Source organism: Ralstonia sp. 110700041-2 (assembly GCF_056280165.1).
This window is the reverse complement of the sequence record NZ_JBSFAI010000004.1, coordinates 164394-188328: the sequence shown is the minus strand read 5'-3', so window position 1 is coordinate 188328 and position 23935 is coordinate 164394. Positions and strand designations below refer to the sequence as shown.

Genomic DNA, 23935 nt, shown 5'->3' with positions numbered 1-23935 from the left:
ACAAGTTTAGGAACCGTCATCCGTTTCCGCACGCTCAACCCGTTCGCGACCAATACCCTGCCTGCCCGTACACCGACTTCAGGTGTTCGATAAAGAACCGGATCTTTGCCGGCACCGGCCGCTGCTGCGGGTACACGGCGAGGATGTCGTAGTCGGGCAGCGCGTAGTCGTCCAGCACCGTCATCAGCGCGCCGGATTCCAGCTCCGGCTGAATCTCCCACGTTGAGCGCCAGCCCAGACCGAGGCCTTCACCCATCCAGCGGTGCAGCAACTCACCATCGTTACAGTCGAGGTTGCCGTTCACCTTCACGGTGACGGCCTTGCCGTTCTGCTGGAAATACCAGCCGCGCTGCTGCCCGCCCTGCAGGTTAAAGGCTAGGCAGTTGTGGGGCGCGAGATCATCGAGCGTGCGCGGCACGCCATGCTTGGCGAAGTACGCGGGCGTGCCGCACACGACGCGCTTGTTCGACGCCAGGCGAATCGCCACGAAGTTCGGATCGATCGCGCCGCCAATGCGGATGCCCACGTCGTAGCCTTCGCGCACGAGGTCGACCACGCGGTCGGTCAGGTTGAACGAGATGCGCACGTCGGGGTTGGCACGCAGAAAGTCCGGCGCATGCGGCGCGACGTGCTTGCGGCCGAAGGCTGCGGGCGCCGAGACGATCAGGTGCCCGGTCGCCTTGTGGCGGCCTTCGGCAACGAGCAGCTCCGCGCGGTCCAGCTCGCCCAGCGCCTTCTTGCACTGTTCCATGAAGACCGCGCCCTGCTCCGTCACCGCAATGCGGCGGGTGGACCGATGCAGCAGCTTCACGCCAAGGCGGGCTTCCAGCGCGTTGATGCGGCGGCCGATCATGACGGGCGTCACATCCTGCGTGAGCGCGGCGGCGGCCATGCTGCCGTGCTCCACCACGGCGATGAACGCTTCGATCTGCTTGAGCTTGTCCATTCCATCATTCCAGTTCGCAATGTCTGACCATTTTAGTGAGCATTCCGTACCTGGATTGCGACTTTCTGGCGCATATCACCTGTGACGAATGACAGAAATGATGAGTGACGATGTGATCGATGCGCGGGCGCCGGGCAGAATTTTTGCGATGCACAAAAACTCTCCGAAACGGCTTAGTGGTGCCGTTCTTCCGCACCTTGATCCGCTCGGATTGGTGCAGCACGCAAAATAATTCGGTATTCAGAGTTAGCAATCAACTGACGAAATCTGCGTTTATCCATATCGGCATGCGGGAATAGGATCAACTCCAACGTATTCCCACCTTCCCCTTCCTGGAGACACCCCATGCCGAAGATGAGAGCGATTGATGCCGCAGTTGCGGTGATGGAAAAAGAAGGCATCACCACGGCCTTCGGCGTGCCCGGTGCCGCCATCAACCCGTTGTACTCGGCCCTGCGTCGCGCCGGGAGCATCGACCACGTGCTGGCGCGTCACGTCGAAGGCGCCTCGCACATGGCCGAGGGCTATACCCGTGCCGAACCCGGCAACATCGGCGTGTGCATCGGCACGTCGGGCCCTGCAGGCACCGACATGATCACCGGCCTGTACTCGGCCTGGGCAGACTCGATCCCCATCCTGTGCATCACCGGCCAGGCACCCCGTGCCCGCCTGTACAAGGAAGATTTCCAGGCCGTCGACATCGAATCGATCGCCAAGCCGGTCACGAAGTGGGCCGTCACCGTGCGTGAGCCGGCGCTGGTGCCGCGCGTGTTCCAGCAGGCGTTCCACCTGATGCGCTCGGGTCGTCCGGGCCCGGTGCTGATCGACCTGCCGTTCGACGTGCAAGTCGCCGAGATTGAATTCGACCCCGACACGTACAGCCCGCTGCCGGTCTACAAGCCCGCGGCCACGCGTGCCCAAGCCGAGCGCGCCATCGAGATGCTGTGCCAGGCCGAGCGCCCGCTGCTGGTGTGCGGCGGCGGCGTGATCAACGCTGATGCGGCCAAGCTGATGGTCGAGTTTGCCGAGCTGGTGAACGTGCCCGTCGTCCCGACCCTGATGGGCTGGGGCGTGCTCGCCGACGACCACCCGCTCAACGCCGGCATGGTCGGCCTGCAGACGTCGCACCGCTACGGCAACGCCACGCTGCTGGCGTCGGACTTCGTGTTCGGCATCGGCAACCGCTGGGCCAACCGCCACACCGGCAGCATCGACGTCTACACCAAGGGCCGCAAGTTCGTGCACGTCGATATCGAACCGACCCAGATCGGCCGCGTGTTCGGCCCGGACCTGGGCATCGTGTCGGACGCCAAGGCGGCATTGGAGAAGTTCATTGAAGTCGCGCGTGAGCTGAAGGCCGCCGGCAAACTGCCGTGCCGCAAGAGTTGGAACGCCGACGTGCAGAAGCGCAAGCGCACGATGCTGCGTCGTTCGGACTTCGACAACGTGCCCATCAAGCCGCAGCGCGTGTACCGCGAGATGAACCAGTACTTCCCGCGCGACGTGCGTTACGTGAGCACGATCGGCCTGTCGCAGATCGCTGCCGCGCAGTTCCTGTCGGTCAACCAGCCGCGCCACTGGATCAACTGCGGCCAGGCAGGCCCGCTGGGCTGGACGATTCCCGCCGCCATCGGCGTGAAGGTGGCATCGCCCAACAGCGACGTGGTGGCCATCTCGGGTGACTACGACTTCCAGTTCATGATCGAAGAGATGGCGGTGGCCGCGCAGTTCAAGGTGCCGTACATCCACGTGGTGGTGAACAACTCGTACCTGGGCCTGATCCGCCAGGCGCAGCGCAACTTCGAGATGGACTACTGCGTCCAGCTCGCCTTCGACAACGTCAACGCTCCAGAGCTGAACGGCTACGGCGTCGACCACGTGAAGGTGGTGGAAGGCCTGGGTTGCAAGGCAATCCGCGTGTTCAAGCCCGAAGACATCGAACCCGCCTTTGCGCAGGCTCGCCTGCTCATGGCCGAGTTCTCGGTGCCGGTGATGGTGGAAGTGATTCTCGAGCGCGTGACGAACATCGCCATGGGCACGGAGATCGACAACGTGGTCGAGTTTGAAGAGGTGCTCGACCTGGAAGACACCCTCACGGAAGCCGAAGGCGCCACCGCATAAAGACGGCGCGCTATTCCCTCACCGTCCGATAACAGGAGAAACCATGACAAAGCTGGCAGCCAACCTGACCATGCTGTTCAACGAGCAGGCCTTCCTCGACCGCTTCGAAGCCGCCGCGCGTGCGGGCTTCCGCGGTGTGGAGTTCCTGTTTCCCTACACGTTCCATGCCGACCAGATTGCCGATCGCCTGAACCGCTTCCAGCTCGACCTGGTCCTGCACAACCTGCCGGCCGGCAACTGGGACGGCGGCGAGCGCGGCATCGCCATCCTGCCGGACCGCGTGAGCGAGTTTCAGGACGGCGTGGGCGAAGCCATCAAATACGCCAAGGTGCTCGGCGCGCGCCAGCTCAATTGCCTGGTGGGCATTCGCCCCGAAGGCGTGAGCGAAGACGCTGCGCGCAAGACGCTGGTGGAGAACCTGAAGTTTGCGGCGAAGGCACTGAAGGCAGAAAAGATCGATCTGCTGATCGAGCCGATCAACACGTTCGATATTCCGGGCTTTTACCTGAACCGCACGCAGCAGGCGCTGGATCTGATCAACGACGTGGACGCGTCCAACCTGTACGTGCAGTACGACATCTATCACATGCAACGGATGGAGGGCGAGGTGGCAAGCACGCTGAAGCGCCATCTGGACAAGATCAAGCATGTGCAGTTGGCGGACAACCCTGGGCGCAATGAGCCGGGGACTGGTGAGATTAACTATCAGTTCTTGTTCAAATGGCTCGATGAGATTGGTTACGCCGGGTGGATTGGGTGTGAGTACAGGCCTAAGGCTGGGACTGTGGAAGGCTTGGGCTGGCGCGCTGCTCACAACGTTGCTTGATTTTTTGTTTGCCTTGTTCCGGCGGGGCGGTTCATCCCTTGTTTCATCCCCTGCCGGGGCTGACTCACTTTCTTTGTCTTGCCAAAGAAAGTAAGCAAAGAAAGGCGCGCCCGAGATGGCGAAAGATTCCTTGAATTTATGTCGCAGGGAGGGAGGAGAGGCAAACTCGCTTCGCTCAAACAGCCTCCCCTCTTTTTCCTCCCTGCAACAGAAATTCAAGGCGCCATCTAGGGCTCCAACGGCCAAACCATCGACCACAAGTGCTGTAGGCACGAGCAGCACAACGCGAAGCAAAGCGAGCAACACAGCAACAAACAAGAGCCAGCTGGGACAGCACACAGATTGTGTGGCCGTACCCTGCCCTAGATGGCGCCTTGAATTTGTGTAAGCGGGCGGAAACAAGACGGGGAACTGTCTGAGCGCAGCGAGTTTTCCCCGTCTCCGCCCGGTTACACAAATTCAAGGAAGGGGTCGCCATCTCGGGCGCGCCTTTCTTTGCTTACTTTCTTTGGCAAGACAAAGAAAGTGAGTCGCCCCCGGCAGGGGGTGAAAAGGGAGTGGACCACCAAGGCCCAAACCACAAACCACGAACCACGAACCACGAACCACCAACACATCCAAACCAAGGAGATCCCTCACCATGGCAACCGCAACTCTGAACCTCGGTTTCATCGGCCTCGGCATCATGGGCGCCCCCATGGCAGGCCACCTGCGCGCAGCAGGCCACACGCTCTTCGTGCACGACGTCAACCCGGCACCCGCCGCGCTGGTGGAAGCCGGCGTGACGGTCTGCACGAGCGCGGAAGAAGTCGCCAAGCGCGCCGACATCATCTTCATCATGGTGCCGGACACCCCGCACGTTGAAGCCGTGCTGTTCAGCGAGAAGGGCGTCGCCAAGGCGCTGAAGGATGCCGGCAAGGACGCTGCTGCCAGCAAGATCGTCGTCGACATGAGCTCGATCTCGCCGATCGCGACGAAAGACTTTGCAGCCCGCATCAACAAGACCGGCGCGCAGTACCTGGACGCTCCGGTGTCGGGCGGTGAAGTGGGCGCGAAGGCTGCGTCGCTGACGATCATGGTGGGCGGTGAGCAGGCTGCGTTCGACCGCGTTGCTCCGCTGTTCAACCTGATGGGCAAGAACATCACGCTGGTCGGCGGCAACGGTGACGGCCAGACCACCAAGGTGGCCAACCAGATCATCGTGGCGCTGAACATCCAGGCCGTGTCCGAAGCGCTGCTGTTTGCATCGAAGGCGGGTGCCGATCCCGCAAAGGTACGTCAGGCACTGATGGGCGGCTTCGCTGCGTCGCGCATTCTTGAAGTGCACGGCGAGCGCATGGTGAAGCGCACGTTCGACCCGGGCTTCCGCATCGAGCTGCACCAGAAGGACTTGAACCTGGCCCTGCAGGGCGCCAAGACGCTGGGCGTGGCCCTGCCGAACACGGCCACCGCGCAGGAGCTGTTCAACACCTGCGCCGCCAACGGCATGGGCAAGCAAGATCATTCGGCCTTGTGCCGCGCGATCGAGATCATGTCGAACCACGACATCGCCTGAATGCGCGCCTAAGTTGTGTGCACTGTCGCAGCCTTCGGGCGGCGGCAGTCTTTTTGCTGTCTCCCCCGCTTTCTGCCATGCACCACGACCAGTCTGCCCAGGCCGCCCTGCGCGCTGCCTTGCCCAATCCGTCGCCGCGCGCGTTGCTGCACGGCCTGTTTGATACTGCGGTGGCTGCGGTCAGCGCGGCGCAATGCCTGCAGGCATTCCTGCCTGAACCGCCGCGTGGCCGCACCATCGTCATCGGCGCCGGCAAAGGCGCAGCAGCGATGGCCGAGGCGGTGGAGCAGCACTGGAAGGGCGATCTGTCTGGCCTGGTCGTCACGCGTTACGAGCACGGCCGCGCGCCTGGCACACAAGGCCGTATCGAAGTGGTGGAAGCCTCGCACCCGGTGCCCGATGCAGCCGGCCAACGCGCTGCGCAACGCATGGTCGGCCTGCTCGATGGTTTGACGGAAGACGACCTCGTGCTGTGCCTGATCTCGGGCGGTGGCTCGGCCCTTCTGGCTGCACCGGCGGAGGGCCTGACGCTGGCCGACAAGCAGTCCGTCAACCGCGCGCTGCTCAAAAGCGGCGCCAGCATCGGCGAGATGAACTGCGTGCGCAAGCACCTGTCGTCAATCAAAGGCGGGCGCCTGGCGCTGGCATGCGCACCGGCACGCGTCGAGACGCTGCTGATCTCCGATATTCCAGGCGACGACCCGACGCTCATCGCCAGCGGCCCGACGCTACCCGACGCCACCACCTGCGCGGATGCCCTGACCGTGATCGACAAATACGGCATCGACGTGCCCGAAGCGGTACGCCGTCATCTGGAAACCGGCGCGGGCGAAACACCCAAACCCGGCGATGCAGGCTTTGACGGCCATCGCAGTCACGTCATTGCGACGGCCCAGCACGCGCTGGAAGCTGCCGCCGCGCAGGCACGCGCGCTCGGTTACGAGGCACACATCCTGTCGGACAGCATTGAAGGCGAAGCACGCGATGTGGCCGAAGTCCACGCCGGCATCGTGCGGCAGATCGTGGCGCGCGATCAGCCGTTCACCAAGCCGTGCGTGATTCTGTCGGGCGGTGAGACGACCGTGACGGTGCGCGGTAGCGGCCGCGGCGGGCGCAATGCCGAGTTCCTGCTGGCGCTGGGCGTGGCGTTGGATGGCCTGCCGGGTGTGCATGCGATTGCTTGCGATACCGATGGCATCGATGGGTCCGAAGACAACGCTGGGGCGATTCTTACGCCGGATAGCCTGGCGCGTGCTGAAGCGCTTGGGTTGAAGCCGAAGCAATTGCTCGACAACAACGACGGGTATGGGTTCTTTGATGCGTTGGGGGATTTGATTGTGACTGGGCCTACGCGGACGAATGTGAATGATTTTCGGGCGATTTTGATTACTGGCTGAGTGGATTCGGATGCGGGGATGGATTGATGTTTTTGGTTCATCCCTTGTTTCATCCCCTGCCGGGGCTGACTCACTTTTCTTTGTCTTGCCAAAGAAAAGTAAGCAAAAGAAAGGCGCGCCCGAGATGGCGAAAGACTCCTTGAATTTATGTCGCAGGGAGGGGAAGGGAAAAACTCGCTTCGCTCAGACAGTTTCCCTTCCTTTTTCCTCTCTGCAACAGAAATTCAACGCGCCATCTAGGGCTCCAAGGGCCAAACAATCGGAGCACGACTGCAGCAGGACCCAGCAGCACAACGCGAAGCAAGGCGAGCAGCAACAGCAACAAACAAGAGCCTCTAGGTCAGCACACAGATTGTGTGGCCGTACCTTGCCCTAGATGGCGCCTTGAATTTGTGTAAGCGGGCGGAAACAAGATGGGGAACTGTCTGAGCGAAGCGAGTTTTCCCCGTCTCCGCCCGGTTACACAAATTCAAGGAAGGGGTCGCCATCTCGGGCGCGCCTTTCTTTGCTGACTTTCTTTGGCAAGACAAAGAAAGTGAGTCGCCCCCGGCAGGGGGTGAAAGGGAGATGGACCGCCAAGGTCCGCAAACGCAGCAAGCAATAGCCAGCCACCGGAGCCATCAACGATGCGCCGCTTCCGCAATACCAAAATCCTAGCCACCCTAGGCCCCGCCAGCAGCGACAAAGACACCATCCGCGCCCTCTTCGACGCCGGCGCAGACGTCTTCCGCCTGAACTTCAGCCACGGCTCGCACGAAGACCACCGCAAGCGCTACGACACCGTGCGCGCGGTGGAGGCCGAGACCGGCCGCCCGATCGGCATCCTCGCAGACATGCAAGGCCCGAAGTTGCGCATCGGCACGTTTGCCGACGGCCGCGTCGTGCTCAAGAACGGTGATCGCTTTGTGCTCGACCGCGATCCGGCGCCGGGTGATGTCACGCGTGTGCACCTGCCGCACCCCGAGTTGTATGCCGCGGCCGCGCCGGGGCAATCGCTGTTGCTCGATGACGGCAAGATCCGCCTGGCCGTGGAAGCCGCCGACCCGACGGCCATCGTCACGCGCGTGGTCGATGGCGGCCCGCTGTCCGACCGCAAGGGCGTGAATGTGCCGGATGCCGTGATTCCCATTCCCGCGCTTACCGAGAAAGATCTGCGCGATCTGGACTTCGCGCTGTCATTGGGTGTGGACTGGATTGCGCTGTCGTTCGTGCAGCGCGCCGAAGATGTGATCGCCGCACGCGAGATCATTGGCGACCGCGCCGGGCTGCTCTCCAAGATCGAGAAGCCCGCAGCGCTGCTGCATCTGGAAGACATCGTGCAGGCCTCCGACGCGCTGATGGTGGCGCGTGGTGATCTGGGCGTCGAGCTGCCGCCCGAGCGCGTGCCCGGCGTGCAGAAGTGCATCCTGCGCATGGCGCGCCAGCACGGCAAGCCGGTGGTCGTGGCCACGCAGATGCTGGAATCGATGATCGAAGCGCCAGTGCCGACACGTGCCGAAGCCTCCGACGTGGCCAGCGCCGTGTACGACGGCACCGATGCCGTGATGCTGTCGGCCGAGTCGGCCAGCGGCAAGCATCCGGTGGCGGCGGTCAGCATCATGAACCGCATCATTGCCGAGACCGAGCGCGACCCGCTGTACCGCAACCTGATCGACGCGCAGCATCAACCGCCGCTGCCCACGCGCCAGGATGCCATCTGCGCAGCCCTGCGCGACGTCACGCACATCCTGGGTGCAGTGGCTACCGTCACCTACACGTCCAGCGGCAAGACGAGCCTGCGCGCCGCACGCGAGCGGCCACTGGCGCCCATCGTCAGCATCACGCCGCGCCTGGATACAGCGCGCCGGCTGGCGATCGCGTGGGGCGTGCATAGCACGGTCAGCCCCGATGTGAGCAATGTCGACGAGATGGTGGACGCGGCGTGCCGCGCCGCCGCGCGTGAAGGCTTTGCCGTGTCGGGCGACCAGATCGCCATCACGGCGGGCATGCCGTTCGGTCAGGCCGGGTCAACCAACCTGCTGCGCCTGGCAGAAATATGGCCACAGACGTTGGTCAGCGCCCAGACGCAAACCACTGCACTGCAGCCCGAACCGGCAACGGTCTGACGTGGCTTCGGGCCAGCAGGAAGGTCAGACCACCTTGGAGTAGCGCGGGACAAAGGTGACGGGCTTGCCCTCGGCTTCCATCGCGCGCTCCGTGCCCGCCTCGCGCAGGTGCGCATCGAACACCATCGCGATGCGGCGCACGAGCAGCCGCCCTTGCGGTGTGATGACGATGCGCTCGTCCCCGACCTTCACCAGCCCGGCTTCTTCCAGCGGCGCCAGCGCCTGCAACTCGTCCGCAAAACTGCGCTTGAAGTCCAGCCCGTGGCGCGCGCCGAATGCGCGCATGTTCAATTCAAATCCGCACATCAGCTCGCCGATCAGCGCGCGGCGCACGTGATCGTCCGGCGTGAGCGACATGCCGCGCAGCACGGCCAGCTCGCCTGCGTCGATGCGAGCGTAGTACGCGTCGAGATCCTTTTCGTTCTGCGCATACACATCGCCCACGCGGCTGATGGCGGACACGCCAAACGCCAGCATGTCGCAATCGGCGTGCGTGGAATAGCCCTGGAAATTGCGCTGCAGCCGCCCTTCACGCTGTGCGACGGCGAGTGCATCGTCAGGCCGCGCAAAGTGATCCATGCCGATGTAGACATAGCCTTCGGCGACGAGCCGCTCGACCGTCATGGCGAGCAAGTCGAGCTTTTCGTCGGCGGTAGGCAGCGTGAGCATGTCGATGCGGCGCTGCGCCTTGAACAGGTGCGGCAGATGCGCATAGCTGTAGACGGACAGCCGATCGGGCGCCATCTCCAGCACGCGATCCAGCGTGGCGTTGAAGGTTTCCGTGCGCTGATATGGCAAGCCGTAGATCAGGTCGAAGCTGATCGACTCGAAGCCCAGCCGGCGCGCGGTGTCGACCACGCGACGTGTCTCTTCCACGCTTTGGATGCGGTGGACCGCGCGCTGGACGTCGGGGTCAAAGTCTTGGATGCCCAGGCTTGCGCGGTTGAAACCGATCTCGGCCAATACTTCGAGCGTGGCGTCGTCGGCATGGCGCGGGTCGAGTTCGACGGAGATCTCCCCATCGTTGGCCACGTCGAAATGCTCGCGCGTGGCGGCCATCACGGCACGCATTTCGTCGTGCGCAAGAAAAGTCGGCGTGCCGCCGCCCCAATGCAACTGCGTCACGCGGCGCAGTGGGCCGATCTGGTTGGCGACCATCGCCATCTCGCGGGCGAGCGTTTCAACGTACCGTGCGCTGCGGGAGTGATCCTTTGTGATGACCTTGTTGCAGCCGCAGTAGTAGCAAAGGTTCGCGCAGAACGGCAGGTGCATGTACAGCGACAGCGGCGCATGCAGCGCGGGCGCGATCGCGGCGCGGCGGTGCAAGGCGTCGAGGTAATCGGCGTTGCCGAATTTGTTGTGAAAGCGGTCGGCCGTTGGGTACGAGGTGTAGCGCGGGCCGTGCGTATCAAAGCGCTGCGCGAGCGCGCGCACCTGCGGCGCCGACCAGCGGAAGGCGGTGTCATTTGCGGCGGACGGATTGTCGGCCGGCTTGGCGAACGGAAACATGGGGGCGATCGTTGTGGGGGCGATGCCTCATCCTAAAACTGCGATGTGGGCGCCGCGTTGATGTGTGTCAACGTCCGTCAACGCCTGTTCAAACGCGCCTCACCCTCCGTTGGGAGGGCCCCAACTTCACCGATCTGTCATGTTCTGCCCCCTAACATCGGCGATCGGCGCCAAGGGCTCGTCGCCCGTCGTACGCAGGCCGTCAAAACAACACAACAGCACAGGCCGTCGACTCGTCTTTTGGGGGAAGCACCATGTGGCAGAGACTGGCACGCCGCGGCGCGTGCGCACTGGCCTGGGCGGCCGTCACGCTGACGGCGCATGCGCAAGGCACGTCGTTCGTCGTGGGGCAACTGATCGAGCGCGGCGCAGACCAGGCCGACTATGCGCGCGACTTCATGGCGGGCGCCAAGGTGGCTTTCGATGCAGCCAACCAGAGCGGCGGCATCAAGGGCCGGCGCATCAGCCTCGTCCGGCGCGAGGCGGCGCTCAACGAAGCCATCCCGCAGGCCGTTGACATGATCGAACGCGACCATGTCGAGTTGCTCTTTGGCGTAAGCGAACGCTTGCTGCCGGTGCTGGCAGCGTCTCCCGAGATCGCACGGCGCAATGTGCCGTTGCTCGCCCCGCTCTCAGGTGCGACGTCGACCGCCGACAACGTTTTGTTCATCCGCCCCGATTACGACCACGAAATCGTCGCCGCGCACAACCGGCTGCGGCAGTTCGGCATGCGGCGGATTGCACTCGTCACGGCAGCGGGCTTCGATCCGCAACTCGGGGTGCGTCTGCGTGGCTCGATCGCCAAGGGAAATGCTGCCGAAACGCTGGACCTTTACACACTTACCGGAGACCCGGCCGAGCTTGCGGCCCGCATCGCGCCGACAAAGCCAACAGCGGTGATCATCGCCGGCGACACGCTCACCTACGCCACCGTCGGACGTGCGCTGGCGCAGCAGGGCTGGTATGGCTTTCTGGTCGGGCTGTCGTCCGTCAACCCTCAAGTGGCGCGCGAAATCCTGGGCTCCGGCTACAGCGGCGGCATGCTGCTCGCCCAGACGGTGCCAAACCCGGCCAGCGGCGTCACCAAAGTCGCGCGCGAGCATATGGCGCGGATGAAGCAGTTTCTGGATGAACCGCCTTCCGCTGCGACGCTATCGGGGTATATCGCCGCGGTGTATTTGATTCAGGCGATGAATGCCGCGGGCGGCAAGATGACCGGCGTGGAACTGCGGCGCGCGTTGCAGACGCGCGTTGATGTGGGCGGGTTCACGCTGGATTTCACGCGTGGAAATCGGGGAAGCGAGTTTGTTGATCTGAATTACATTCAGGGAGCGGGGAATTGATTCTGGCTTGGTGGTCCGCCCTCCTTTCGTTCCCTGCCGGGACCGACTTACTTTTCTTTGTCTTGCCAAAGAAAGTAAGCAAAGAAAGGCGCGCCCGAGATGGCGACTTCCCCTTGAATTTGTGTGACCGTGCGGGGAAGGAGGCAAACTCGCTGCGCTCAGACAAGCCTCCTTCCTTTTCCAGCCCGCTCACAAAAATTCAAGGCGCCATCAAGGGCTCAACGTCAAAAGAGAAAGGCCAACCCGTCGTGAGGTTGGCCTTTTCGTTTGGGCTTGCGCCCCGAGGGTGTGGCTTTTGTCCTTTGACTTTCCTGCCCTAGATGGCGCCTTCAATTTTCGTAAGCGGGCGGAAAAAAGGCGGGGAACTGTCTGAGCGCAGCGAGTTTTCCCCGCCTCCGCCCGGTTACGGAAATTGAAGGAATCTTTCGCCATCTCGGGCGCGCCTTTCTTTGCTTACTTTCTTTGGCAAGACAAAGAAAGTGAGTCAGCCCCGGCAGGGGATGAAACAAGGGATGCACCAAAACCAAAAACCAAAACCCCCTCACGAAGCCACAGGTTTCTTAGCCGCCAACAACCCCTTCAACGCCCCCAACCGATCCTTCGGCGACATCGCCGGCATGGTGTCCTCCGGCGTCGGGCCGGCATCTTCCCCAAGCTTCATCTCGGCGATATAGCGCGACGGCTCACACACCACCGTCTCTCTCGCGCGCTTGCGCTTCTTGCACCAGCTGATATGCAGGCTGCGCTGTGCCCGCGTGATACCCACATACATCAGCCGCCGTTCTTCTTCGATCTTCTCGTCGGTCAACTCATCGTCTTCGCGGCAGTGCGGCAGGATGCCCTCTTCCACGCCGACCAGGAACACGTGCGGATACTCCAGCCCCTTGCTCGCATGCAGCGTGGACAGGCGCACCGCATCCGGGTCCTCTTCCCGGCCTTCGAGCATGCTGATCAGCGCGATGGTCTGCGTGAGTTCCAGCAGGTTCTTGCCGGCGTCCATCAGGCCATCGGCATTGTCGAAACCGGTGGCGTCTTCTTCGCTTTCCTTCTCCGGCTTGGTGCCCTTGCGCTTGAGCCAGTCGAGAAACTCCAGCACGTTGGTCCACTTGTTCTGGGCCTGGCGCTCGTCATAGGTGTCGTACAGGTAGGCCTCGTAATGGATGCCTTCCATCATCTCGTCGAGCAGCGTGGCAGCAGGCTCCTTGGCGGCGCGGTCCGACAGCCGCACGATGAACTCGCAGAACACGCGCAACGGCTCAAGCTGGCGCGGCGCAAGCTGTGCTTCGATACCACCCATCATCGCCGCCTCGAACAGCGACACCTTGGCCTGCCCCGCAAACGAACCCAGCACTTCGAGCGTCGCATTCCCCACGCCGCGCTTGGGTGTGGTGATGGCGCGGATGAACGCAGGATCATCATCCGCGTTGGCAATCAGGCGCAGATACGCGCACAGATCCTTGATCTCGGCCTTGTCGAAAAAGCTCTGCCCACCCGAGAGCACGTACGGAATGCGCTCGCGCCGCAGGATCTGCTCGAACAGACGCGCCTGGAAGTTGCCGCGATACAGAATCGCGTAATCCCGAAACTGCGCGCGGCGCTCGAACTTGTGGGCGGACAGCTTGAAGACGACGCTCTCGGCCTCGTGCTCCTCGTCATTGGCGCTCGTCACGTTGATCGCGTCGCCCATGCCGTGCTCGCTCCACAGCGTCTTCTCGAACAGCTTCGGGTTCTGTGCGATGACCGCGTTGGCGGCATTCAGAATACGCACCGTGGAGCGGTAGTTCTGCTCCAGCTTGATCACCTTCAGGTTCGGGAAATCCGTCTGCAGCAGCTTGAGGTTGTCGAGCGTGGCGCCCCGCCAGCCATAGATGGCCTGATCGTCGTCGCCCACCGCCGTGAAGGCCGGCGCACGCAAGTGCGAGCCCCCCGCCAGCAGCTTCAACAGTTGATACTGGCAAGCGTTGGTGTCCTGGTATTCATCGACGAGGAAGTAGCGCAGACGGTTCTGCCACTTCAGGCGCACCTCTTCATTGCGCGCGAACAGCTCGGCGGGAATCCGGATCAGGTCGTCAAAATCCACCGCCTGATACGCATGCAGCGTCGCCACGTAGTTGCGGTAGACGAGCGCCGCCTGGTGATCATCAACATTGTTGTTGGCGAGCGCCTCGGCAATCGCGGTGTCCGGATCGACGAGACCGTTTTTCCACAGCGAGATCGTGCTCTGCACGCGGCGGATCAACTGCTTGTCGGTGGTCGCCAACTGCTCCTGGATCATCCCGAAGCAGTCGTCCGAATCCATGATCGAGAAGCGCGGCTTCAGGCCCACGTGCTCGGCTTCGGTCCGCAGGATCTGCACGCCCAGCGAGTGGAACGTACAGACCGTCAACTGCTTGATGGGAATGCGCTTGCCGTCTTCGCGCGTCTTGCCGTCCATCAGCTTGGCCACGCGCTCCTGCATTTCCTTGGCCGCCTTGTTGGTGAACGTGACGGCGGCGATGTGACGCGGCTCGAAGCCCTTGTCGAGGATCAGGTGCGCGATCTTCTGCGTGATCACGCGCGTCTTGCCCGAGCCCGCCCCGGCCAGCACCAGGCATGGGCCGTCGAGGTAATGCACACCTTCGGATTGGGCAGCATTGAGCCCGTGGGCGAGACCGGAAGACATGGGAACAGGCGGAAGAAAAAGCAGGCGGGAACGACAGCGGAGGGCGATGGTAGCACGGCGCGTTTGCATCGATTGAGCCGATGAAAAGCCGTTTGCCGGGGCGCTGTCGGAGGTGCCAATACCGCACCGCACGCGTTTGCGCCCCTCGCTTTGCTTCCGGCCGTTACACCGCTTACGCCCCGTTACACGATGGCGGTCAGCCCGGAGCCAAAACGTGCCGTTATGGACGGGACAGCGGCTGAATCGGTCAGCCGCCCACCGGAGGAAGAAACCATGAACCGCATCGCCAAGATCCTGGCCGTAACCGCCGTCGCCCTGTCCGCCACCACCGGCGCCTTCGCCCAGACGCAATGGCAAAAGGACCACCCGCGCCGCGCCGAGGTCAACCACCGCCTCGCCAACCAGAACAAGCGTATCCACAACGAAGTGAAGGAAGGCGAAATCACCAAGGGCCAGGCGCGCCAGCTGCACAAGGAAGACCGCCAGATTCGCCAGGAAGAGCGCGACATGGCCTCGCAAAACGGTGGGCACATCACCAAGCAGGAACAGCGCACGCTGAACCAGCAGGAAAACCAGGTCAGTCGCCAAATCGGCAAGTAAGTCGAAGCAACACCAACCAACAGCCGCACTCCGGCCACACGCTTTGGGTTGGCGGCCCCGCCAGCGCCCCGAAGGTGTGGCCGTTTTTGGCTGTGTGGCTGCCAAAATGCGCCATCGATTTGTCCTGATTGACAATCCCATCCCCCTTCCGTAAATTCCGCCCATCCATCCGGGAGAGCGTGCCCGCCGTACACGGCAAGGCGCCGCCGAAGGGGTAGCACCCGAAAACTCTCAGGCATCCAGGACCGGGCGGATCGGCGGACATGCGTCCGACCGCACTCTGGAGAGCTGGCGCCGCACGACCACTGCGGGCGCCCACCGAAGGGGCTCACGAACGGCGCGCACCGCTATGCGCCCCGCTTCGCAATCTCTCAGGTACCAAGGACAGAGGGGCCATCTGCGCAGCTTGTTGATCTTCATGGCGTCACCATGAGGCATCAGGCTGCGCGGGTGGCCTTTTTGCTTTTCTGGTCCCGAATAACGCGCCGCGCCCGGCCACAGTGGCGGCGCCTCTGCCGAGAGATTCCATGACGCTCCAACACACGCCGCTCAATGCCATCCACCGCTCGCTGGGCGCCCGCATGGTCGACTTTGGCGGCTGGGACATGCCCGTCAACTACGGCTCCCAAATCGAAGAGCACCACGCCGTGCGCCAGGACGCCGGCGTCTTCGACGTCTCGCACATGTGCGTGGTCGACCTCACCGGCGCGCGCGTGCGCGACTTCCTGCGTGGGCTGCTCGCCAACAATGTCGACAAGCTCCAGACGCCCGGCAAGGCGCTCTACAGCTGCATGCTGAACCCCAAGGGCGGCGTGATCGACGATCTGATCGTCTACTTCTTCCGCGAAGACTGGTTCCGCTTGGTGGTCAACGCAGGCACCGCCCCGACGGACCTGGAATGGATCGTCGCGCAGAACGCCGCCGCCGGCACCGACGTGACGATCACGCCGCGCCGCTCCGACAACAACGCGGGTGCCGAGCCACTGGGCATCCTGGCGGTGCAGGGCCCGAACGCGCGTGCCAAGACCTACGCCGCGCTGCCCGGCTCGCAGGCCGTGGGCGACGCGCTGAAGCCGTTCAACGCGGGCTTTGTGACCGTGGAAAACGTGGGCGAGATCATGGTGGCCCGAACCGGCTACACCGGTGAAGACGGTTTCGAACTGGTCGTGCCGGCCGCGCAGATCGCGGGCGTGTGGGAGCGCCTGCTGCAGGCCGGCGTGCGCCCGGCAGGCCTCGGCGCGCGCGACACGCTGCGCCTGGAAGCCGGCATGAACCTCTACGGCCAGGACATGGACGAGCACGTCTCGCCGCTCGACGCCGGCCTCGCCTGGACGGTCGACCTGCAAAGCGAACGCGACTTCACCGGCAAGGCCGCGCTGCAAGCCGGTGGACAACGCGAACAGTTCGTCGGCCTGATCCTGCGCGACAAGGGCGGCGTGCTGCGCGCCCACCAGAAAGTCATCACCGCCGCCGGTGACGGCGAGATCACCAGCGGCACGTTCAGCCCGAGCCTGTCGCTCTCCATCGCACTGGCGCGCCTGCCCAAGGAGGTGCCCGTCGGCACCGACGTGCAGGTCGAAATTCGCGACCGCAAGTTGACCGCGACTGTGGTTAAACTGCCGTTCGTGCGCAATGGCAAGGCGCTGGTCAGCTGAACACCGAATCTGCATTCCCCCATACCCATCTTCCGGAGAAACCTTTCATGAGCAACGTCCCCGCCGATCTGAAGTACACCGAACACGACGAGTGGATCCGCGTTGAAGCCGACGGCACGCTGACCATCGGCATTACCGACTTCGCGCAGGAACAGCTCGGCGACATCGTCTTCCTGGAGCTGCCGGAAGCCGGCCGCGCCGTCGCCAAGGACGAAGCGATTGCCGTGGTGGAGTCTGTCAAGGCCGCTTCCGACATCTTCGCCCCGGTGGCCGGCGAGATCGTCGCCAACAACGCAGATGCCGCGGGCGCGCCGGAATCCGTGAACGCAGGCGCCTACGACGCTTGGCTGTTCAAGATCAAGCCGGCCAACGCCGACGACGTGAACGCCCTGATGTCGGCTGCTGATTACGAAGCCAAGATCGGCTAAGCCGGTCCTCCGGCCGGTGCGCGCGCCCTGACCTGCGCTGCGCATCGGCCATTGCTTGCATCGCCTGAATTTCGAGCCCTTGCCATGAACGCTCCGCACCCCGCTTCCTCGGCGCTTGCCGCCGAACGCCCGACGTTGGCTGACCTGGAGGCGCGCGACGCCTTCGCGCACCGCCACATCGGCCCGTCTGCCGACGAGCAGACCGCCATGCTCGGCACGCTGGGCTACACCAGCCGCGCCGCGCTGATCGACGCCGTGATTCCGCCGGCCATCCGCCGCCAGGACGGCATGCCGCTGGGCGAATTCACGCAGCCGCTGACCGAAGAAGCGGCGCTTGCCAAGCTGCGCGGCATCGCCGGGCAGAACCGCGTGGTCAAGAGCCTGATCGGCCAGGGCTATTACGGCACGCATACGCCAGGCGTCATCCTGCGCAACATCCTCGAGAACCCTGCCTGGTACACGGCGTACACGCCGTATCAGCCGGAAATCTCGCAGGGCCGCCTGGAAGCGATGCTGAACTTCCAGCAGATGGTGATCGACCTGACGGCCATGGACATCGCCAATGCGTCGATGCTGGACGAAGCGACCGCCGCAGCTGAAGCCATGACGCTGCTGCAGCGCATTGGCAAGTCGAAGTCGACCGTGTTCTTCGTGGCGGACGACGTGCTGCCGCAAACGCTGGAAGTCGTGCGCACGCGCGCCGAGCCGATCGGCGTGCAAGTGGTGACCGGCCCGGCGGCCGATGCGGCCAAGCACGACGCGTTTGGCGTGCTGCTGCAATACCCGGGCGCCAACGGTGCGCTGCTGGGCGATCTGGCGACGTACCAGGCCCTGACCGATGCCGTGCACGCCGCCGGCGGTCTGGTCGTAGCCGCCGCCGACCTGCTGGCACTCACGCTGCTGGCCGCGCCGGGCGAATGGGGTGCAGACGTCGTGATCGGCAACACGCAGCGTTTTGGCGTGCCGTTCGGTTTCGGCGGCCCGCACGCCGGTTACATGGCCGTGCGCGATGCGTTCAAGCGCTCGATGCCCGGCCGACTGGTCGGCGTGACGATCGATGCGCAAGGCAATCCGGCCTACCGCCTCGCACTGCAAACGCGCGAACAGCACATCCGTCGTGAGAAGGCGACCTCGAACATCTGTACCGCGCAGGTGCTGCTGGGGGTGATGGCATCGATGTACGCCGTCTACCACGGCCCGCAAGGCCTGAAGCGCATCGCCCAGCGCGTGCACCGCCTGAGCGCCACGCTGGCCGCCGGCCTGCGCGCAATCGGCTACACGCTGGAATCCGACGCCTTCTTCGACACGCTGACCGTTGTCACTGGCCCGCGCACCGCGAACCTGCACATCGCAGCACAGGCGCACGGCATCAACCTGCGCCAGATCGACGACGCACGACTGGGCATCTCGCTGGACGAGACCGTCACGCGCGCCGACGTCGTGGCGCTGTGGGAAGTCTTCGCGCATGCCGCCCACGCCGCCGCACCGGACTTCGACCAGACCGAAGCGGGCGTGGCCGATGCGTATCCGGCCTCGCTGGTGCGCCAAAGCGCGTACCTGACGCACCCGGTGTTCAACGCGCACCACTCGGAGCACGAAATGCTGCGCTACCTGCGCAGCCTTGCCGACAAGGATCTCGCGCTGGACCGCACGATGATCCCGCTGGGCTCGTGCACGATGAAGCTCAACGCCACCGCAGAAATGCTGCCGGTGACGTGGCCCGAGTTTTCGAACATCCACCCGTTCGCACCGGCCGACCAGACCGTCGGCTACCGCGAGATGATCGACCAGCTCGAACAGATGCTGTGCGCCGCTACCGGCTACGCCGCCGTGAGCCTGCAGCCGAACGCGGGTTCGCAAGGTGAATACGCCGGTCTGCTGATCATTCACGCCTACCACGCCAGCCGTGGCGAAGCGCACCGCAACGTGTGCCTGATCCCATCGTCGGCGCACGGTACGAACCCGGCATCGGCGCAGATGGCCGGCATGCAGGTCGTTGTCGTGGCGTGTGATGAGCGCGGCAACGTCGATCTGGCCGATCTGGAGAAGAAGGCGGCCGAGCACAGCAAGAACCTCGCGGCGATCATGATCACCTACCCGTCCACGCACGGCGTGTTCGAGGAAGGCGTGAAGCGCGTCTGCGAAATCGTGCACAGCCACGGCGGCCAGGTCTACGTGGACGGCGCCAACATGAACGCCATGGTCGGCACCGCCGCACCGGGCCACTTCGGCGGCGACGTCTCGCACCTGAACCTGCACAAGACGTTCTGCATTCCGCACGGCGGCGGCGGCCCGGGCGTTGGTCCGGTGGCCGTGGGTGCGCACCTCGCGCCGTTCCTGCCCGGCCGCGCGGCGTCGGGTGAAGATGCCAGCCAGAACATCGGCAACGTGTCGGCGTCGGCATTCGGTTCGGCGTCGATCCTGCCGATCTCGTGGATGTACATCGCCATGATGGGTGCCGCCGGCCTGACCGCCGCCACCGAGACGGCCATCCTGTCGGCCAACTACGTGGCCAAGCGTCTCGCGCCGTACTACCCGGTGCTGTACACGGGCGCGCACGGGCTGGTAGCGCACGAGTGCATTCTCGATATCCGTCCGCTGCAGAAGGAATCGGGCATCAGCAACGAAGACATCGCCAAGCGCCTGATGGACTTCGGCTTCCACGCGCCGACGATGAGCTTCCCGGTACCGGGCACGCTGATGATCGAGCCGACCGAAAGCGAGCCGAAGGTGGAACTCGACCGCTTCATCGACGCGATGATCGCCATCCGCGGCGAAGTCGACAAGGTGATCTCGGGCGAATTCGACCGCGAAGACAACCCGCTCAAGCACGCGCCGCACACCGCAGCCGTGGTGATGGCCGATGACTGGTCGCACAAGTACACGCGTGAGCAGGCCGCCTACCCGGTGGCATCGTTGCGCGCACGCAAGTACTGGCCGCCGGTTGGCCGCGCCGACAACGTCTACGGCGATCGCAACCTGTTCTGCGCCTGCGTGCCGATGAGCGAGTACGCGCAGGACTAAGCCGGCGACCCGGTGCGCGATTGCCATCGCGCTACGCCACAGGCGGCCGCCTCGCACCACGGGGCGGCCGTTTGCATCTGAACAACCCGTGCGCGGGCGGCCACAAGCCGACTCGCCCCTTTTGCAAAACGCCCCCGGAGCCTTACCCATGGCTGTTTCTGTTTTCGACCTCTTCAAGATCGGCATCGGTCCGTCCAGCTCGCACACCGTCGGGCCGATGCGCGCCGCGCTGATGTTCGCCTCCGGCCTCGAAGCCGATGGGCTGATGCCGCAAGTCGCCAGTGTCCGCGTCGAGCTGTACGGTTCGCTCGGCGCCACCGGCAAGGGCCACGGCACGGACCGCGGCGTCATCCTTGGCCTGATGGGCGAGGCGCCGGACACCATCGACCCCGACTCCATCGATGCCAAGCTGGCGGAGCTGCGCGCCTCGCAATCGCTGTCGCTGCTGGGCCGCCATGCGGTGCGCTTTACCGAGAAGGAGCACATCGCCTTCTATCGCCGCGAGGCGATGGCAGAGCACCCGAACGGCATGAAGTTCCACGCCTTCGATGCAGCAGGCGAGCGGCTGCGCGAGGCGCGCTACCTGTCGGTGGGCGGTGGCTTTGTCGTCACGGCCGGCGCACCGAACACGCAGGTGCTTGCCGCGCATGACCAGTTGCCGCACCCGTTCCGCAGCGGCAAGGAACTGCTGGCGATGTGCGAATCGACGGGCAAATCCATCGCCCGGCTGATGCTCGAAAACGAACTGACGTGGCGCAGCGAAGCCGAAGTGCGCGCCGGCCTGCTCAACATCTGGCACGTGATGCAGGCGTGCGTCGCGCGCGGCTGCCGCACGGAAGGCGAACTGCCGGGCCCGTTCCACGTGCGTCGCCGCGCAGCCGAGTTGTATTCAACGCTCACGGTGCAGGCCGAACGTACGCTGTCCGATCCGCTGTCGGTCATCGATTGGGTGAACCTGTATGCGATTGCAGTTAACGAAGAGAACGCCGCGGGCGGGCGCGTCGTCACGGCACCGACCAACGGCGCAGCCGGGATCATCCCGGCCGTGATGCATTACTACGACCGCTTCGTTCCCGGCGCGAACGACAACGGCATCGTGGATTTTCTGCTCACCGCTGGCGCGATCGGCATGCTTTACAAGATGAACGCGTCGATCTCGGGCGCGGAAGTCGGCTGCCAGGGCGAAGTCGGCGTGGCGTGTTCGATGGCTGCCGGAGCGCTGGCAGCGGTACTGGGCGGCACGCCTGCGCAGGTCGAGAACGCAGCGGAGATCGGCATGGAGCACAACCTGGGGCTGACATGCGACCCGGTTGGCGGGCTGGTGCAGATTCCGTGCATCGAGCGCAATGCGATGGCGTCTGTGAAGGCGGTGAATGCGGCGCGCATGGCGTTGCGGGGGGATGGCACGCATTATGTTTCGCTCGACTCCGTGATCAAGACGATGCGGGAGACGGGGGCGGATATGAAGACGAAGTACAAGGAGACGGCGCGGGGTGGGTTGGCGGTGAATATTGTGGAGTGTTGATTTTGGTTTTTGCGTTGGTGGTCCATCTCCCTTTCGTTCCCGGCAGGGGATGAAACAAGGGGTGCACCAAAAACAAAAAATCTAGAGGACACCCCAAAAAAATCCACCGCGCCCCCGCCCCCGTCCACTCCTATAATCCGCGCCACAAGAACCTTCTTTGGAGACCCGCAGGATGCAATCCCTCCATCCTCCCCAGCACATTCGGGCAGCGACCCTGCCAGAGCTGACGCTGCGCGGCATGATCCTTGGCGCGATCATCACCGTGATCTTTACCGCTTCAAACGTGTACCTGGGCCTGAAAGTCGGCCTGACGTTCTCATCGGCGATTCCCGCAGCGGTGATTTCGATGGCGGTGCTGCGCATGCTCGGCGGCACGAACATCCTCGAGAACAACATGGTGCAGACGCAGGCGTCTGCGGCCGGGACGCTGTCTTCGATCATCTTCATCCTGCCCGGCCTGGTGATGATCGGGCACTGGCAAGGCTTCCCGTTTTGGCAAACGTTTGGAGTCTGCATGGCGGGCGGCATGCTGGGCGTGGTGTTCACGATTCCGCTGCGCCACGCGATGGTGGTGCAGAGCGACCTGCCTTACCCCGAAGGCGTCGCAGCAGCAGAAATCCTGCGCGTGGGCAGCGGCCAGTCGGCGGACGGTGAAGATGCGGCCGATGGCGATGCGGTGCCCGCCGCCACCGGCATGCGCGATCTGGCCGCGGGCGGCGTCGTCGCGGCCATCGTGGCGTTTGCCACCAGCGGCCTGCGCCTGCTGGGCGAAGGCGCGAGCTGGTGGTTCGCAGCCGGTGCTGCGGTGGTGCGTTTGCCGCTGGGCTTTTCAACCGCGCTGCTGGGCGCGGGCTACCTGATTGGCCTGGTGGCCGGGCTGGCCATGCTGGTGGGCCTGGTGATCGCCTGGGGCATCGCCGTGCCGTATCTGACCTCCATCACGCCGATGCCGGCCGGCAAGGCGCTCTCTGCGTTCGGCACGGATGTGTGGCGCACGCAGGTGCGCTTTATCGGCGCAGGCGTGATTGCGGTGGCGGCCGTGTGGACGCTGGGCACGCTGATCGGCCCGGTGGTGCAAGGCGTGAAGCGCTCGTTTGGCAGCCTGCGCCCGAAGGCTGATGGCGCGCTGCGCACCGAGCAGGACATGGCGCCGCGCTGGATTCTGCTGGTCACGCTGGCCATGGTCGTGGTGCTGGTGATCACCTTTGCCGCATTCCTGGCGCCGACCATGCTGTCGGTCGGCTCGCGCTGGACGCTGATCACCTGCGCGGTGATCTTTGCAGTGGTGTTCGGCTTTCTGGTGGCGGCGGCGTGCGGCTACATGGCCGGGCTGATCGGTTCGTCGTCGAGCCCGATCTCGGGCATCGGCATCATCGCCATCACCTTGGTGTCGCTGCTGCTGTTGGCCATCGGCGCGGACAACGGCATCGTGGGTTCGCCCGAAGCGAGCAAGCTGGGCATTGCGCTGGCGATCTTCACAACGTCGGCCGTGGTGGCCGTGGCGACCATCTCCAACGACAACCTGCAGGATCTGAAGACCGGCTGGCTGGTCGGGGCTACGCCGTGGCGCCAGCAGGTGGCGCTGCTGATCGGCTGCGTGGCGGGCGCGGCAGTCATCTCGCCGGTGCTGGAGCTGCTGTACAACGCGTATGGCTTCCCGGGCGCGTTGCCGCGTGCCGGCATGGACGCCGCGCAGGCGCTGTCCGCACCGCAGGCCACGCTCATGACGGCCATCGCCACCGGCATCTTCACGCATCAGTTGGAATGGAACATGGTGATTGCAGGCGTCGTCATCGGCGTGTTGCTGATCGCTGTGGACTGGGCGCTCAAGCAGCGTGGCGGTGTCGCCCGGCTGCCCGTGCTGGCAGTCGGTATTGGCATCTACCTGCCGCCGACGATCAGCACGGTGCTGGTGGCCGGCGCGGTGCTGGCGTGGGTCATCGAGAAAATTCTTGCCAGGCGTGCACAGGCCGCCGGCGTGCCATATGCGCGCTATGCCGAGGTGCCGAACCGCCACGGCGTGCTGCTGGCGTCGGGCCTGATCGTGGGTGAAAGCCTGGTGGGTGTGCTGATGGCGGCAGTGATCGGCGCCACGGGCAAGGATGCGCCGCTGGCGATCGTGGGCGCGTCGTTTGAAGGCACGGCGCAATGGCTTGGGCTGATCGTGTTCGCCTTGGTATGCTGGGCCTTCGCGCGCCGCGTTCTCGCGGTGCGTCCGACTCACTGAACCCATCCCGCA

14 protein-coding genes, 1 pseudogene and 2 riboswitches are annotated in these 23935 nt (G+C 64.2%); of the genes and pseudogenes, 12 read left to right on the top strand and 3 right to left on the bottom strand.

The features are described from left to right. Positions 1-34: 34 nt before the first annotated feature. Positions 35-946, bottom strand: coding sequence for a LysR family transcriptional regulator (locus ACUXH0_RS07615; RefSeq protein ID WP_182593855.1), 912 nt, complete (start codon positions 944-946; stop codon positions 35-37). Between the two features lie 345 nt (positions 947-1291). On the opposite strand from ACUXH0_RS07615, the gene gcl reads away from it, so the two are divergent. The 5 genes and pseudogenes from gcl to pyk all read left to right on the top strand — a co-directional run bounded on the left by gcl (position 1292) and on the right by pyk (position 8950). Then, entirely contained in the window at positions 1292-3067 is a 1776-nt protein-coding gene (gene gcl, locus ACUXH0_RS07610; protein WP_012436706.1) for a glyoxylate carboligase, read from the top strand. A 43-nt stretch (positions 3068-3110) separates the two neighbouring features. Further along, the gene (gene hyi / locus ACUXH0_RS07605; RefSeq protein ID WP_012436707.1) at positions 3111-3893 is read left to right on the top strand and encodes a hydroxypyruvate isomerase; all 783 of its coding nucleotides are present in this window, start codon (positions 3111-3113) and stop codon (positions 3891-3893) included. Positions 3894-4512: 619 nt separating this feature from the next. Continuing rightward, positions 4513-5448: pseudogene (gene glxR / locus ACUXH0_RS07600) on the top strand (2-hydroxy-3-oxopropionate reductase); the annotation flags it as partial. A gap of 77 nt (positions 5449-5525) precedes the next feature. Further along, positions 5526-6845 carry a glycerate kinase type-2 family protein gene (locus tag ACUXH0_RS07595; protein WP_012436709.1) on the top strand — a complete coding sequence of 440 codons (1320 nt, stop codon included), beginning with the start codon at positions 5526-5528 and terminating at the stop codon, positions 6843-6845. A gap of 626 nt (positions 6846-7471) precedes the next feature. Then, positions 7472-8950 (top strand): pyruvate kinase, encoded by a 1479-nt coding sequence (gene pyk / locus ACUXH0_RS07590; protein ID WP_012436710.1) that lies wholly within the window; start codon positions 7472-7474, stop codon positions 8948-8950. Positions 8951-8974: 24 nt separating this feature from the next. On the opposite strand, the gene hemN is transcribed toward pyk, so the two are convergent. Continuing rightward, complete coding sequence (hemN, locus tag ACUXH0_RS07585; protein ID WP_012436711.1) at positions 8975-10459, bottom strand: oxygen-independent coproporphyrinogen III oxidase; 1485 nt, start codon at positions 10457-10459, stop codon at positions 8975-8977. A 254-nt stretch (positions 10460-10713) separates the two neighbouring features. Between hemN and ACUXH0_RS07580 the strand changes: the two genes are divergently transcribed. Next, the gene (locus ACUXH0_RS07580; RefSeq protein WP_004628686.1) at positions 10714-11802 is read left to right on the top strand and encodes an ABC transporter substrate-binding protein; all 1089 of its coding nucleotides are present in this window, start codon (positions 10714-10716) and stop codon (positions 11800-11802) included. Positions 11803-12343: 541 nt separating this feature from the next. Here the strand turns inward: ACUXH0_RS07580 and ACUXH0_RS07575 are convergent. Next, the gene (locus ACUXH0_RS07575; protein ID WP_012436712.1) at positions 12344-14464 is read right to left on the bottom strand and encodes a UvrD-helicase domain-containing protein; all 2121 of its coding nucleotides are present in this window, start codon (positions 14462-14464) and stop codon (positions 12344-12346) included. Positions 14465-14737: 273 nt separating this feature from the next. Here ACUXH0_RS07575 and ACUXH0_RS07570 point away from each other — a divergent pair, with 273 nt between their 5' ends. From ACUXH0_RS07570 to ACUXH0_RS07545, 6 genes are all read left to right on the top strand, one after another. After that, positions 14738-15064, top strand: coding sequence for a hypothetical protein (locus ACUXH0_RS07570; RefSeq protein WP_004628683.1), 327 nt, complete (start codon positions 14738-14740; stop codon positions 15062-15064). 160 nt (positions 15065-15224) lie between these two features. Beyond that, a riboswitch (glycine riboswitch) is annotated at positions 15225-15322 on the top strand. 12 nt (positions 15323-15334) lie between these two features. Then, a riboswitch (glycine riboswitch) is annotated at positions 15335-15462 on the top strand. Between the two features lie 129 nt (positions 15463-15591). Next, on the top strand, positions 15592-16719 hold the full coding sequence (gene gcvT, locus ACUXH0_RS07565) for a glycine cleavage system aminomethyltransferase GcvT (protein WP_004628681.1): 1128 nt from the start codon (positions 15592-15594) through the stop codon (positions 16717-16719). Between the two features lie 47 nt (positions 16720-16766). Beyond that, positions 16767-17147, top strand: coding sequence for a glycine cleavage system protein GcvH (gene gcvH, locus ACUXH0_RS07560; protein ID WP_004628679.1), 381 nt, complete (start codon positions 16767-16769; stop codon positions 17145-17147). A gap of 84 nt (positions 17148-17231) precedes the next feature. After that, positions 17232-20171: an aminomethyl-transferring glycine dehydrogenase gene (gene gcvP, locus ACUXH0_RS07555; protein ID WP_004628678.1), complete on the top strand. Its 2940-nt coding sequence runs from the start codon at positions 17232-17234 to the stop codon at positions 20169-20171. A gap of 148 nt (positions 20172-20319) precedes the next feature. Continuing rightward, entirely contained in the window at positions 20320-21696 is a 1377-nt protein-coding gene (locus ACUXH0_RS07550) for an L-serine ammonia-lyase (RefSeq protein ID WP_012436713.1), read from the top strand. A 172-nt stretch (positions 21697-21868) separates the two neighbouring features. Further along, on the top strand, positions 21869-23923 hold the full coding sequence (locus ACUXH0_RS07545; RefSeq protein WP_012436714.1) for an OPT family oligopeptide transporter: 2055 nt from the start codon (positions 21869-21871) through the stop codon (positions 23921-23923). The last annotated feature ends 12 nt before the right edge of the window (positions 23924-23935 follow it).

What these genes read in the sequence shown, in the direction of transcription:
- ACUXH0_RS07615 (WP_182593855.1), bottom strand. Translation starts at nt 946, where the DNA reads ATGGACAAGCTCAAGCAGATCGAAGCGTTCATCGCCGTGGTGGAGCAC.
- gcl (WP_012436706.1), top strand. Translation starts at nt 1,292, where the DNA reads ATGCCGAAGATGAGAGCGATTGATGCCGCAGTTGCGGTGATGGAAAAA.
- hyi (WP_012436707.1), top strand. Translation starts at nt 3,111, where the DNA reads ATGACAAAGCTGGCAGCCAACCTGACCATGCTGTTCAACGAGCAGGCC.
- ACUXH0_RS07595 (WP_012436709.1), top strand. Translation starts at nt 5,526, where the DNA reads ATGCACCACGACCAGTCTGCCCAGGCCGCCCTGCGCGCTGCCTTGCCC.
- pyk (WP_012436710.1), top strand. Translation starts at nt 7,472, where the DNA reads ATGCGCCGCTTCCGCAATACCAAAATCCTAGCCACCCTAGGCCCCGCC.
- hemN (WP_012436711.1), bottom strand. Translation starts at nt 10,459, where the DNA reads ATGTTTCCGTTCGCCAAGCCGGCCGACAATCCGTCCGCCGCAAATGAC.
- ACUXH0_RS07580 (WP_004628686.1), top strand. Translation starts at nt 10,714, where the DNA reads ATGTGGCAGAGACTGGCACGCCGCGGCGCGTGCGCACTGGCCTGGGCG.
- ACUXH0_RS07575 (WP_012436712.1), bottom strand. Translation starts at nt 14,464, where the DNA reads ATGTCTTCCGGTCTCGCCCACGGGCTCAATGCTGCCCAATCCGAAGGT.
- ACUXH0_RS07570 (WP_004628683.1), top strand. Translation starts at nt 14,738, where the DNA reads ATGAACCGCATCGCCAAGATCCTGGCCGTAACCGCCGTCGCCCTGTCC.
- gcvT (WP_004628681.1), top strand. Translation starts at nt 15,592, where the DNA reads ATGACGCTCCAACACACGCCGCTCAATGCCATCCACCGCTCGCTGGGC.
- gcvH (WP_004628679.1), top strand. Translation starts at nt 16,767, where the DNA reads ATGAGCAACGTCCCCGCCGATCTGAAGTACACCGAACACGACGAGTGG.
- gcvP (WP_004628678.1), top strand. Translation starts at nt 17,232, where the DNA reads ATGAACGCTCCGCACCCCGCTTCCTCGGCGCTTGCCGCCGAACGCCCG.
- ACUXH0_RS07550 (WP_012436713.1), top strand. Translation starts at nt 20,320, where the DNA reads ATGGCTGTTTCTGTTTTCGACCTCTTCAAGATCGGCATCGGTCCGTCC.
- ACUXH0_RS07545 (WP_012436714.1), top strand. Translation starts at nt 21,869, where the DNA reads ATGCAATCCCTCCATCCTCCCCAGCACATTCGGGCAGCGACCCTGCCA.